The sequence below is a fragment of the Uliginosibacterium aquaticum genome (assembly GCF_012972705.2).
Lineage (GTDB): Bacteria > Pseudomonadota > Gammaproteobacteria > Burkholderiales > Rhodocyclaceae > Uliginosibacterium > Uliginosibacterium aquaticum.
In genome coordinates, this window is record NZ_JABCSC020000002.1 from 690,647 (window position 1) to 703,030 (window position 12,384).

General features: G+C 66.0%; 9 protein-coding genes. 2 read left to right on the top strand and 7 right to left on the bottom strand.

What is annotated here, in order from left to right:
- Positions 1–18 precede the first annotated feature (18 nt).
- From HJ583_RS10600 to imuA, 4 genes are all read right to left on the bottom strand, one after another.
- Positions 19–705 (bottom strand): bifunctional 4-hydroxy-2-oxoglutarate aldolase/2-dehydro-3-deoxy-phosphogluconate aldolase, encoded by a 687-nt coding sequence (locus HJ583_RS10600; RefSeq protein WP_101942368.1) that lies wholly within the window; start codon positions 703–705, stop codon positions 19–21.
- 228 nt (positions 706–933) lie between these two features.
- Positions 934–4,116 (bottom strand): error-prone DNA polymerase, encoded by a 3,183-nt coding sequence (locus tag HJ583_RS10605; RefSeq protein WP_170021871.1) that lies wholly within the window; start codon positions 4,114–4,116, stop codon positions 934–936.
- Positions 4,113–5,534, bottom strand: a complete 1,422-nt coding sequence (locus tag HJ583_RS10610; protein ID WP_170021872.1) for a Y-family DNA polymerase — start codon at positions 5,532–5,534, stop codon at positions 4,113–4,115. The genes HJ583_RS10605 and HJ583_RS10610 overlap by 4 nt, the downstream gene beginning before the upstream one ends.
- Positions 5,535–5,537: 3 nt before the next feature.
- Complete coding sequence (imuA, locus tag HJ583_RS10615; RefSeq protein WP_170021873.1) at positions 5,538–6,224, bottom strand: translesion DNA synthesis-associated protein ImuA; 687 nt, start codon at positions 6,222–6,224, stop codon at positions 5,538–5,540.
- A 155-nt stretch (positions 6,225–6,379) separates the two neighbouring features.
- On the opposite strand from imuA, the gene HJ583_RS10620 reads away from it, so the two are divergent.
- The gene (locus tag HJ583_RS10620) at positions 6,380–6,691 is read left to right on the top strand and encodes a YkgJ family cysteine cluster protein (protein WP_235943799.1); all 312 of its coding nucleotides are present in this window, start codon (positions 6,380–6,382) and stop codon (positions 6,689–6,691) included.
- A gap of 210 nt (positions 6,692–6,901) precedes the next feature.
- Here HJ583_RS10620 and HJ583_RS10625 read toward each other — a convergent pair whose 3' ends face one another.
- The 3 genes from HJ583_RS10625 to HJ583_RS10635 form a co-directional block, all read right to left on the bottom strand.
- Positions 6,902–8,998: a WD40/YVTN/BNR-like repeat-containing protein gene (locus HJ583_RS10625; RefSeq protein WP_170021875.1), complete on the bottom strand. Its 2,097-nt coding sequence runs from the start codon at positions 8,996–8,998 to the stop codon at positions 6,902–6,904.
- A gap of 90 nt (positions 8,999–9,088) precedes the next feature.
- Positions 9,089–10,222, bottom strand: coding sequence for a pectate lyase (locus HJ583_RS10630; protein ID WP_170021876.1), 1,134 nt, complete (start codon positions 10,220–10,222; stop codon positions 9,089–9,091).
- A gap of 242 nt (positions 10,223–10,464) precedes the next feature.
- The gene (locus HJ583_RS10635; RefSeq protein ID WP_170021877.1) at positions 10,465–11,067 is read right to left on the bottom strand and encodes a DJ-1/PfpI family protein; all 603 of its coding nucleotides are present in this window, start codon (positions 11,065–11,067) and stop codon (positions 10,465–10,467) included.
- 263 nt (positions 11,068–11,330) lie between these two features.
- Here HJ583_RS10635 and HJ583_RS10640 point away from each other — a divergent pair, with 263 nt between their 5' ends.
- The gene (locus tag HJ583_RS10640; RefSeq protein WP_170021878.1) at positions 11,331–12,359 is read left to right on the top strand and encodes a GGDEF domain-containing protein; all 1,029 of its coding nucleotides are present in this window, start codon (positions 11,331–11,333) and stop codon (positions 12,357–12,359) included.
- Positions 12,360–12,384 lie beyond the last annotated feature (25 nt).

Genomic DNA, 12,384 nt, shown 5'->3' on the forward strand with positions numbered 1-12,384 from the left:
GGCAGGATTCAAATTTGATTACTTCGCAGCCAGTTCGGCCTTGATGGTCTTGACCAGCTGAACGGTCTTGCGAACGTTTTCTTCGATGCCCTTGTAATCCTTGGCGTCGAGCAGCTTCTTGGTGATCAGGTTGCTACCGATACCGCAAGCCACGATGCCGGCGCCATACCACTTGCGCAGGGACTCTTCGGTCGGCTCGACACCGCCGGTGGGCATGATGCGCGTCCAGGGCATCGGGCCCATGACGCTCTTGACGAACTCGGGGCCGCCCACGGAGGAACCCGGGAACACCTTGACGATTTCGCAGCCCAGCTCTTGTGCATCACCGATTTCGGTGGCGGAGCCACAGCCGGGGCTGTAGGGGATGCCGCGACGGTTACAGACCTTGGCCACATCGGCGTTCAGCAGCGGGCCGACGATGAACTTGGCGCCGTTGGCGATGTAGATGCCGGCGGTGGGGGCTTCAACGATGGAGCCCACGCCCATGATCACGGACGGGTCAGCCTTGGCGAAATACTTGGTGACTTCAAAGAACACGTGCGAAGCGAAATCGCCGCGGTTGGTGAACTCGATGCACTTGGCGCCACCGTTGGCACAAGCCTGGATCACGCTCTTGCAAACTTCGACGTCCGGATCGTAGAACACCGGGATCACAGCCTGGTCCATCATCGCGGCCAGAACGGCCATACGGTCTTTTGCAGCCATTGCAAATCTCCTGAGAAATTATGAAAACGCCGCAGAGGGATGGCGGCGCGTGGTCCAGCTAGCCGGCGATTTTCCCGCAATAGCGGCCAACTATCAAGGTAAAGGCTGGCCGCAAAGGGGGAATCTTCCCGGGTAAACCCGAAAAAAGCCGTCGGATCATGCCACGCAGGGCGTGACGGACGTTTGACACAGTGCAAGCGGGGTGGAATGCCGCAATGCAATATCCACTCAGTGAAAATCCCGGCTCACCGTATCCAGGCGCCCGAGCCAGAGGGAAAGATCCACCAGGCGCTGGGCAATCAGGTGCACCACCCCGCTCTCCACCTGCAACTGGCCATAAACGCCCAGCAGACGGGCGCCGAGCAGCTCGCGGCGCTGACGCTCGGCCAGTGCCGAGTGGACGATCACGTTCACCATGCCGCTCTCGTCCTCCAGGGTCACAAACACGCTCTTGGACGATCCCGGCCGCTGGCGGCTGATGACGATGCCGGCGGCGCGGGCCAGTGCCCGGTCGCCAGCCCGGCGAATGGCAGCGGCGCTGAGGAAACGGCGCGCAGCCAGGCGCTCACGCAAGAGACTCAGGGGGTGCGGGCGCAGACTCATGCCAAGGCTGGCGTAATCGGCGACCAGCTCCTCGCCCAGCGCTGGCGCGGCTAGTTGCACGGCGGTCTCCGGCGCAGCCTGCTGCACGAAAAGATCGCCCTGCCCGCACCGGCCCGAGGATGAAGACGGACGCTGTACCCCGCTGACCTGCCAGGTCGCCTGGCGCCGATGGCCGGCCAGCGAGCGCAGGGCATCCGCCTCGGCGAGTCGGCGCAGCACGGCGCTCTCCAGCCCGGCCCGGGCGGCAAGGTCCTGCGCATCGCGGAACGGAGCCAGCGCCCGCGCTGCCACGATGGCCTCCGCAGCCTCGGCGGAAAGGCCATTCACCTGTAGCAGCCCCAAGCGCACCTGCGGCCGGCGGCCCGCGCGCGGCAGCAAGGTACAGCGCAATGCACTGGTCTCGACATCCACCGGCAACACCTCCACGCCATGCCGACGTGCGTCCTGCAGCAACTGGGCCGGCGCATAGAAGCCCATCGGCTGACTGTCGAGCAGCGCGCACAGGAAGGCCTCCGGCTCATGACATTTGAGCCAGGCCGACACATAGGCCAGCAGCGCGAAGCTCGCCGCGTGCGACTCGGGAAAACCGTATTCGCCAAAGCCCTCGATCTGCCGGCACAAGGCCTCGGCGAACGCGCTCAATCCCTTGGCTGCCATGCCGGCGCGTAGCTTGTCCTTGAAGCGCTCCAGATGGCCCTTCTGCTTCCACGAGGCCATGGCCCGGCGTAACTGGTCCGCCTCGCCCGGCGTGAAGCCGGCCGCCACCACCGCGAGCTGCATCACCTGCTCCTGAAAGATCGGCACACCCCAGGTGCGCGCCAGCACCGCGTCCACCTCTGTACTGATCTGCTGTACCGGCTTCTTCTCGGCGTGCCCCTTGAGAAAGGGATGGACCATGCCGCCCTGGATCGGCCCGGGCCGCACGATCGCCACCTGCACCACCAGGTCGTAGAACTCGCGGGGCCGCAGGCGCGGCAGCATGCTCATCTGCGCGCGCGACTCGATCTGGAACACTCCGATGGTGTCGGCCCGGCAGATCATGTCGAAGGTGGCAGCATCCTTGGGCGGAATATCGTTCATCGTCAGCAGCCTGCCTTGCCGTTCAGACACCAGCGCCAGCGTCTTGCGGATCACCGTGAGCATGCCCAGGGCCAGCACATCCACCTTCAGCAGGCCCAGAGCTTCGAGGTCATCCTTGTCCCACTGGATCACCGAGCGGTCCGCCATGGCCGCGTTCTCCACCGGCACCAGACGCGCCAACGGCCCCTGCGAGATCACGAAGCCGCCCACGTGTTGCGAGAGGTGGCGCGGAAAACCATGGATCGCCTCGGCCAGCGCCAGCCACTTGTGCACCCGCGGGCTCTCCAGCCGCATGCCGATGGCGGCGAGCCGCTCGGGCAGGGTGTCACGCGCATCCCACCAGGCCAGCGAGGCACTCAGCGCGGTGATCTGCTCTTCACCGAAGCCCAGCGCTAGGCCCACGTCGCGCAGCGCACTTTTTCGCCGATAGCGGATCACCGTGGCGGCGAGCGCGGCGCGGCTGCGGCCATACTTGGCGTAGATGTACTGAATGACTTCCTCGCGCCGCTCATGCTCGAAGTCGACATCGATGTCCGGCGGCTCATCGCGCTCGCGCGACAAAAACCGCTCGAAGAGCAGGCTCGCCCGCATCGGATCCACCGCCGTAATGCCCAGCGCATAGCACACCACCGAATTGGCGGCCGAACCACGCCCCTGGCACAGGATGCCCTGGCTGCGCGCAAACAGCACGATGTCGTAGACGGTCAGGAAGAAGGCCTCGTAAGCCTTCTCGCCGATCAGGGCGAGTTCTTTCTCCACATCGGCGCGTACCTTGTCCGGAATGCCGTCCGGGTAGCGGCGCAGCAGGCCGGCCTCGGTTTCCTGGCGCAGATAGCTCGCCAGCGTATGGCCCGACGGCACGATCTCGTCCGGATACTCATAGCGCAACTCTCCCAGCTCGAAATTGCACAGTGCCGCCACGCGCAGGGTTTCGGCCAGCAGCGCGGGCGGATGCAGGCGCGCGAGGCGCATCCGGGTGCGCAGATGGCGCTCGCCGTTCGGGAACAGGGCCAGCCCGGCCTCAAACAGGGTGCTGCGCAGGCGAATCGCGGTCAGCGTGTCCTGCAGCGGGCGGCGCCCGCGCACATGCATGTGCACATCGCCTGCGGCCACCAGCGGCAGCTCACAGGCTTCGCCGATGGCCTGCAGGCGGGCCAGCTGCGCGGCATCGTCCGGCCCACACAGCAGCTCGGCGGCAATCCACAGCCGCCCCGGAAAGCGTCCGGCCAGCCAGCGCGCATCCGCTTCGTCAGGCGCATCGCCCGGCAGCCATAGCGCCAGACAATCCGGCAAGGCGCCGCGCGGCGTGAGCCCCGCCAGATCACCCCGCGTCAGGTGATAAGCCCCCTTATCGGCACGCCGCCGCGCCAGCGTGATCAGCGCACCCAGATTGCCGTAGCCCTCGCGGTTCTGCGCCAGCAGCACCAGACGCAGACCACAGGCGAGGCGGAACTCACTGCCCACGATCAACTTCGGCATCGGCAACACGGGCGGCGCGGCCAAGCCGGCCTCCGCCGCCTCCCGCGCCAGACGCGCGTCTTCCGCCTGCAGCTCGCGCATGGCCTGCCAGGCCTGCACCACGCCCGCCACCGAACATTCATCCGTGATCGCCAGCGCCGCATAGCCACGTGCGCGCGCCTGCGCCACCAGCTCGGCCGGATGCGAAGCGCCGCGCAGGAAGCTGAAGTTCGTCAGGCAGTGCAGCTCAGCGTAATCCGGCAGCTTCATGCGAACAGCCCATGCAGCCACCAGCCTTGCGCGTCGCGGAACACCCACAGCCATTCACCGCGCGGATTGCTGGCCACGAAGTAGTCCCGCGTCACATCGCCACCTTGCCCGACCTCAGACCACCAGCCGCTCTCGATGCGCTCCGGCCCGGCGAGACGCAGGATAGCGCCCTCGTGCTGCGGCACGCCGGCGCGCTCGCCCAGCGCTTGCGGGCGTGGCAGCAGCCACAGCGGACGCGTGCCGGCCACCGCGGGCCTAACGCCGGCCTGCGCCTCGGGCACGGCGCGGCTGGCGCATTCCGGGCGGTGATCGGCCACGCAGGCCAGACCATGTACGGCCGCCTCACCCAGTCGCGCACGCAGGCGCTCGATCACCGGCGCCAGCGCCTGTGCGGCCTCCTGCCCGAAGAGCCCCAGGCTGCGCCCGGCGAGCGGCTGCGCCTCGTCCGCCAGCACTTGCACGCGCCACACCGGCGCCGTCAGCCGGTAATGCTCCAGCCGCTCGCGCAGCACGCGCTCGAAACGCGCGAGATCGGCCGTGGGCTCAGCGAAATTCAGCGGCAATTCGCTCGCTGGCAGGCCGTCCTCATGCTCCAGCAGGATCCGGCAGCTGCTCAGGCCTGATGCCCGGGCAGCGAGCCAGCCGGCCAGCGCAGCCAGCAGGCGGCGCAGGGCGAAGAGCAGCATGGCGGCCTCACTGACCTTGGCCGGCAGCTCCAGACGCTCGGCAAAATGCTCGGGAAAGATGAAGGCCGCGCGCGGGTCAGGCCGCTCACCCAGCGCCTGCGCCAGTTGCAGCGGCAGGCCGGCTCCGAAGCGGCGCTGCAGCCCGGCCGCCGGCAAAACCAGTAGATCGCCCAGACTACGCACACCCAGCGCGGCCAGCGTGCGCTGCTGCGCCGGCGTGAAGCCTTCGACGACCTGTACCGGCAAGGGCGCCAGCGCAGCCGGCAAAGCTTCCACTTCAAGGCAAGCCTCTTCCACCCCGGCCCGTGCCAGCCACTGCGCGGCACGCGGCGTGGGCGCCAGCCCCTGCACGGCGAAACTGCCCTGCTCCGCCAGCCCGGCCCGCACGCGTTCGCGCAAAGCTGGCAAGCCGCCGAAGAGACGCAGACAGCCGCCGATCTCCAGCAACAGCTCACCCTCCGCCGCCAGACTCACCTGCGGCGTGAAGGCCTCGCTCCAGCAGGCCAGCATGTGCAGCCAGGCGGCCTCACGCGCCGGCTGGCGCTCATGCACCAGCACGCCCGGCGCCAGGGCCAGTGCCGCGGCGAGACGCAGACCGGGCTGGATGCCGGCCGCCTGCGCGGCCTCGTTGGCGGCCTGTACCCGCTGCAGCGCCACGACCACGGCGGGTTCAGACTCGGGAGGGAATACCTCCAGCGCGAGGCAGGGGAAACGCAGACACAGCCACAGCATGGCTCACACCTGCACCCTTTGCGGCCGCAGTGGAAGCGGCGCAGCCTGCGGCTGCGGGCGCTGCGCCACCGGACGTGCCACCGGAAGCAACAGCGCTTTGCTGCACGGCGGCCCGCGCCGCTTCAGAAGATCGACCTGCAAGCCTTGCGGCGCTGCGCTCAGGGCCAAGCGCAGCGGTGCCGGCGAAGCACTGCGCGCCAGTGCCGGCGGGCGGAACACAAAGGCCGGCGCACGATGCCCTTCGGCCGCCAATTGCAGGCGGCGCAGGCTGCGCGCATCGACCTGAGCCGGCAGCCACAACAGCAGCGCACCCAGCGCACCGCTGGCCAACAAGGCCTCGGCGGCCCAGGCGGCCTCGCGCCCGCTCGCCTCCACCAGCAGCAGGCGCTCCAGCGGCAGCGCTGCCGCCCAGGCCGGCGCATGCGGCAGAAAAGGAGCTGCCACCAGCGCTACCGGCGCGACCTCGGCGCAGTGCCGCAGAGCCGGCTGCAGCAGAGCCAGCTCGCCAATGCCACGCTGCGCTGGCAACAACTCGGTGAGCGCGCCGCGCGGCCAGCCGCCGCCGGGCAACTCGGCATCCAGCGCTGCAAAGCCGCTGGCCACCTCGCCGGCCTCGTTGGGCGCGAAGCGATCGCCCCGCCAGACATCGGGGCGTAGCAGGACTTCATCGAGCGGAACGGGCATGGACATGGCGACAAATCCCGCCCTCACAAAGACGGCGGCGGCAGACAGGCGAAGGATGAATAGCTGTAATTTTATACAGTAAACAGCCTTGCGCCAGCCCTTTCTGAGTTTCATCCGCCACAGCGCGGCGACGCCCCGCCTTGCATGGGACAATGCCGGCCATGAATGCCACGCCGGAAATCACCTGCGCCACCTGCCGGGCCTGCTGTTGCCAGCTCGAAGTCATCCTGATGGGGGACGACTCCGTGCCACGCCACCTAACCCATGAAGACGAATGGGGGGGCGAAGTGATGCGCCGGCTGGAGGATGGCTGGTGCGTGGCGCTCAACCGCGACACGCTGCTATGCACGATCTACGAGCGCCGGCCGGATGTGTGTCGCGAATACGAAATGGGCGGATTGGCTTGCCGCGAGGAGCGTGCCCATCTGGACGCACTGCCCAGGACCGAACACCCGCTGCGCGGGCCCTTCTGAGCACCCGCTCATGCCCCAGCGTTTTCATGCCGCCAGGGATGAGACGACAGATCGCCCCGCAGCGCTCAGAGCGCTGTTCATGATCTTACTGCGAGGCCGTGATCGGGGCTCATGCGCTGCTCGGAATCCTCATTTATCGACATAAACTCCGGTCCCTGCGCTGCTCTTCACCCCGCTGACGGCCTCTCGCTACAGATCGTGAACAGCCTCTCAGGGTTCGATCAGGAGCAGTCGGTCACCATAGACCAGCAGCCCCTCCCCGCCCGGTAATTCGAATACGCCCTTCAGGTGTGCGGCCGTCGAGGTCGGGATCCGGCGCCAGCCAAGACCCGCATCCGCCGAGCTCAAGAGCACGCCCCCCCGCCCCGGCACATGGATTTCGCCCCTGCGATCCAGCACAGGCTGGCGCAAGGCCTGATCGGTTCCGCTGGCGATTTGTGTCCAGGTGATACCGCGATCGGCCGAGCGCAACAGCGTGCCCTGATCCCCACTCACGATCAGCAGGTCACGGGCACGATCGTGGAGGATGTAACGCAATGCAGCCGGGCTGACCGATGCCAGCGCCTGCCAGCTGACGCCCGCATCCGCCGAGCGCAGCAAGCGACCATCGGCACCTGCGGCGAGGAAAAACCCTTCGCCCTCACGCCCTGGCGGGCCGGCAACGAAAGCCACGGCAAAGAGTGATGTGCTCACCCCGCTGTCCCCTGCCTGCCAATGCTGGCCCCCATCGCGGCTGTACTGAATGCTGCCGGCACGCCCCACGGCCACCCAACTGCGATCCAGCGCGGAGGCCGCCACGTCGTACAGATGTGGTTCGGTGCGCGCGTCCGTCGCCTGCCAGCTGCGCCCGCCGTCCGCCGAGCGCATCACAGTGCCGGGGCTGGCCAGCGCCAACAGGCTGCCATCCTGTGGATGAGCCAGCAGCTTCTGGAAAGAGCCGCGTGCTGCACTATTGATGGCCAGTACCGGCTGCCAATCACGGCCATCGCCCTCGGCACGGATCAGGCTGCCCGGAGGCCCGCCGGCGATCAGCGCGCCGGAAGCCAGATCCCGCGCCATGCTCAGCAGATAGACATCCAGCCCCAGCCCCAGCGGCAAGGGCTGCCAGCTGCGCCCATCGTCTTCCGAACGGATGACCCAGCCTTGCGGGCCGACCCCCACCAGGGCACGGCCATCGGCCGAGCGCTGCACATCGTGCACATACATGCGCAGCGGCGGCTGCAGTTCCTGCCAGCTGACCCCGGCATCTGCCGAGCGAAGCACGGCGCCAAACTCGCCCAGCCCGATCAGGACCTGATCCGCCACCAGAATATGGTTCAGGCGATCACGGGTCGGCAACATCACCTGCTGCCAGCTGACGCCGCCATCCTCCGAGCGGCGCAGCGCGCCCGCCTCACCGCTTGCCAGCAAGACGCCATTGGCCGGCACATGCACCAGATGATTGATATAGAGCCCGGCACCGGTCGCCGCCTGTTGCCAGGTGCGGCCCGCATCGTCCGAGCGCAACACGCTGCCTGCCGCAGTGGCAATCAGCAGACGCTTGCGGGCGGGATCCCAGGCAAAGCCGGAAAGATAGTCGGTGACACCACTCCGGGCCTGCACCCAGCGACGGCCCCCGTCACGGCTCAGCAGCACGCTGCCATCGGCCAGCAGGGCCAGGGTAGTGCGCAAGGCCGGCACATGCTGCAGGCTCACCACCGCCGCCTGACCTCCCCCCCGCACCAGTTGCCAGTTCAGGCCATCATCTACCGAGCGCAGCAGCACTCCGTTCTCGCCCCCTGCGAGATAGCTGCCCTCCGGCAAGGCTAGCACCTCACCGAGTTTTTCCGGCCGAGGCAAAGGCAGACGCTGCCAGTGGAGGCCGCCATCGGCAGAACGGATCGCCCCGCCCTCGCCTACCGCAATCCAGCTTCCGGTGCGGGGCGATTGCGCGAGGGCACGCATGCGCGCCGGCAGCGCCACCGCTTGCAAGGCCCAGCTGCGGCCATCATCCGTCGAGCGCAACATGCCACTGGCCGCGCCCGCCGCGATCAGGATTGCAGAAGCCTTGTCCTGCGCGATCCTGACGATGGCCTCGCTCAGTGGCGGACGCTGCGCTGCCTGCCAGTGCTGACCACCATCGGCACTGCGCAGGAGGCTGCCATCGCTGCCGGCAATCAGCAGGCTGCCACTCCGCACCAGCGGCAAGCCGGTGAACAAGGACGGATTGAGCACCGGGCGACTGTTGAAGACGGCTTCGGCCTGCGCGATGCCAGGTGCCAGCAAACAGCCCATCAACATGGCCAGTGCAACACGCAAACAGATCATCAAGCCTTCCCCTCAAAGAAAAACCCCCGTCTCACATGAGCCGGGGGTTGTCTGCAAACGGGTGAGCGGATCACCCGCACGCGGCAAGGCTCAGTAGGAGGTCACATCGGTCTTGGAGACATCGCAGGAAGCGCTGTTCCACTCTTCACCGATGCTTGAGGACGAACCATTGCCCTTCTGCACACCCACATAGGTCACGCACACCTTCGGGCTGCCAGCCTTGTAGCCCTTGATCTGGATGTTGCGCAGCGTGGCCTTGTCGCCATAGTTGCTGTTCACCCCGATCACGGTGGAGACCTTTTCCATCTTCACGTTGTTGATGTTGAAGAAACGCGGGCCGCCATTATCGGTGCAATCACCGCAAGCGCGCGATAGCTTGCCGATCGAACCGGTGGTGGTGAAGTTATCCACGTTCAGCGTCGAGTTGATGCCATTGTTCTGGAACACCTTGTCGCTCGCATTGGCCGCACTGCCCCCCTTGATGTTCATTACGGTGCCCTTCTGACCATTGCCGATCGAAGCTGCATCCTCACACACCGCTTCCCACACCACATTCTCGAGGTTGCAGGTACCGCCCTGAACGTTGGTGCCACGGCCATTGCCCAGGCTGCCCCAACCGCAGTGAATACCGTCCGAGCCGCCGCCTGCCGGGATCACCACATTCTTCAGGGTGGCATTGATCACGGTCATCACCGCCGGCTGAGTCTCACTGCTGCCGGCACAGGCGAGGCCGATGCGCTTGCCGCCGCAATCCAGGGTGGTGTTGTAGACCAGCGCCCCCGGCTCACAGACGTTGACCGGGCCGGTCCAGCCCGGGATCGGCACCGAAGCGTTGCTCGAAGTGGCGGAACTGGCTGCCGACGAAGCGACGCTGGACTTGCTCGAAGCGGCCGAAGAGGCGGCACTGGAAGCGACAGATGAGCTGGCTGACGAAGCTGCGCTCGACTTGCTCGAACTGGAGGCGGAGCCGGAGGGTACCGAGCACTCATTCACGCCGCCCGCAATACGGCCGCCAAAAGTGGCCTCGTTACACGCGAAACTGCCGCTGATGGATTTGTAGAAGAACTTGTCCGCGCGGCCGAAAGCCACGTTTGTCGTCGTGTCCACGGAACAGGTCTTGCCCTCGGAACAGATCGTGACATAGCCACTCGGGCGATTGGCGGCCGAAGCCGTACCGATGAGCGCAAAGGCAGCGAAGCCCAGCGCAAGTTTTGAAACGTGCATGGTTTGTCTCCTGAAGAAATGCGGAAGCTGATGCTCAGTCTTGTTGTGCTGCGCCACTTCGCCCTCCACTTCGTTGCCGGAGAAAAAGCGGCCCTGCATCCTAGCAAGGCAGATCAGCCTGTCAGCCGCAGTTCGTCGGGAGCCAACAGGCCCATACGCACCACTGGTCGGGCAAAGCCTGTCCGAACTAAGGTGTTACCGGGAACCATACCCATACGGGTTATCCGGTAAAACCCGAAGACTCAGTTTTGAGACCAATCCACCTCCATCTGCCGCGCCGTCGCCAGGGCCAGCTCACGCCCCGCCAGGCGCTCGACCAGATGCAGACTCATGTCGATGCCGGCCGAAATGCCGGCTGAAGTCACCACCCGCCCCTGATCCACCCAGCGCGGCCCTTCCAGCACCTGCAGCGCCGGGAACATCGCACGCAGATCGGCTACATCCTCCCAGTGCGTCGTCACCTGCAAGCCTTCAAGCAAGCCGGCCTGGGCGAGCAGGAAGGCCCCGGTACACACCGAAGCGGTAATCCGGGTCGTGGCATGGTTGCGCTGGATCCATTCGGTGAGACCGGGGCGCTCCAGCTCCTGCGTCACCACGCCACCCGGCACGATCAGAAGATCCAGCGGCGGATGGGTGTCTAACCCAAAATCCGCCTTCACTTCCATGCCGGCCCGCGCCCGCACCAGGCCCGGCGTGGCCGCCACCGTGAATACCCGGAACAACTCTTCAGCCTCCGGCACACGGCGCTTGTGCACGCGGCTGGCAGTCGTGAACACTTCATATGGCCCGGCGAAGTCCAGCACTTCAGCGTCCGCAAACAGGTAGATGGCGATGGCGAGAGTCATGGCGAAAGATCGGCTATGCAGGAAGGATAGGACCGACTCTGAGCGGTCCATCAGACTTTGGCAAGCAGACATTCAAGGACAGCGGGCGAGCGCTTTTTCCCACACGCCAGCCCCGCCGCATGGCAACGCTGCATCCCTCGCTGGCAGACACCGCGCAGAAACGACGCATCACGATCGGAATGCCGCAACTACCCGTAAGCAGCCTTGTCATTGCGACAAAAAGCCCTAGCATCGAAAAGGTTACCCCGCTAAACCCATGCCTCATGCCTGCAGCTCGCCAAAAACTGATCCGCGCACTCTTCGATGAGTACATCGAACTGTACGCGGCCCGCGACGAACGCCTGATCACCCGCTTCAGTGACAACTTCAGCGGCTACACCGGGGGAGGCGACGAGCTCGTGACCGACAAGGCCGAATGGGTCAGGATCACGCTGCAGGATTTCGCCCAGGTTCCCGGCCGCATCCGCATCGAAATGCTCGACCTCAGCCTGCAGGATCTGGCCCCCGAGGTCGTCACCGTGACTGCCTTCTTCCACATCCACCTGCCCTTCGCGGAGCACATCCTGTCGAGCAAAACTGCCCGGCTGACGCTGGTTTTCCGGCAGGAAGACCGCGACTGGAAGATCGTGCATAGCAGCATATCCATCCCCTACCATCTGGTTCAGGACGGCGAGGTCTACCCGCTGCAGGGGCTCGGCGAACGCAACCGTGAATTGATGGCACTCGTCGAAGAGCGCACCCTGGCGCTTGAAGAAGCCAACAACAAGCTCGAAGCGCTGAGCTACACCGATGGGCTGACCGGCATAGCCAACCGCCGCAGCTTCGACCGTACGCTCGAGCAGGAATGGCATCGCGCTCAGCGTGCGAATACACCGCTGGCCCTGATCATGCTGGACGTGGATCACTTCAAGCAATTCAACGATCACTACGGCCATCAAGCCGGAGATACCTGCCTGCAAGCGCTGGCCCATGCCCTGGCCGAAACCGTGCAGCGTGCCGGCGATCTCGTCGCCCGCTACGGGGGTGAAGAATTCGTCGTACTGTTACCGAACACCCAAGAGCATGAAGCCACCCAGATCGCCCAGCGCATCCAGCCCGCCATCCAGACGCTGGCGTTGCCCCATGTCGGCATGCCGACCGGCATCGTCACGGTCAGTCTGGGGCTCGTCAGTCTCAGGGCCTCACGCCAGAATTCGCAGGAAGACCTGATCAAACTGGCCGATGCCGCCCTCTACCGCGCCAAACAAGCAGGCCGTAACTGCCTGCGGCTGGCACATTGCCAGGAGATGTGAAAGCCGCGCGCCATCCCCGGATGGC

Bases quoted from the DNA above. Each gene is read 5' to 3' on its own strand.
- HJ583_RS10600 (WP_101942368.1), bottom strand. From the start codon at position 705: ATGGCTGCAAAAGACCGTATGGCCGTTCTGGCCGCGATGATGGACCAG.
- HJ583_RS10605 (WP_170021871.1), bottom strand. From the start codon at position 4,116: ATGAAGCTGCCGGATTACGCTGAGCTGCACTGCCTGACGAACTTCAGC.
- HJ583_RS10610 (WP_170021872.1), bottom strand. From the start codon at position 5,534: ATGCTGTGGCTGTGTCTGCGTTTCCCCTGCCTCGCGCTGGAGGTATTC.
- imuA (WP_170021873.1), bottom strand. From the start codon at position 6,224: ATGTCCATGCCCGTTCCGCTCGATGAAGTCCTGCTACGCCCCGATGTC.
- HJ583_RS10620 (WP_235943799.1), top strand. From the start codon at position 6,380: ATGAATGCCACGCCGGAAATCACCTGCGCCACCTGCCGGGCCTGCTGT.
- HJ583_RS10625 (WP_170021875.1), bottom strand. From the start codon at position 8,998: ATGATCTGTTTGCGTGTTGCACTGGCCATGTTGATGGGCTGTTTGCTG.
- HJ583_RS10630 (WP_170021876.1), bottom strand. From the start codon at position 10,222: ATGCACGTTTCAAAACTTGCGCTGGGCTTCGCTGCCTTTGCGCTCATC.
- HJ583_RS10635 (WP_170021877.1), bottom strand. From the start codon at position 11,067: ATGACTCTCGCCATCGCCATCTACCTGTTTGCGGACGCTGAAGTGCTG.
- HJ583_RS10640 (WP_170021878.1), top strand. From the start codon at position 11,331: ATGCCTGCAGCTCGCCAAAAACTGATCCGCGCACTCTTCGATGAGTAC.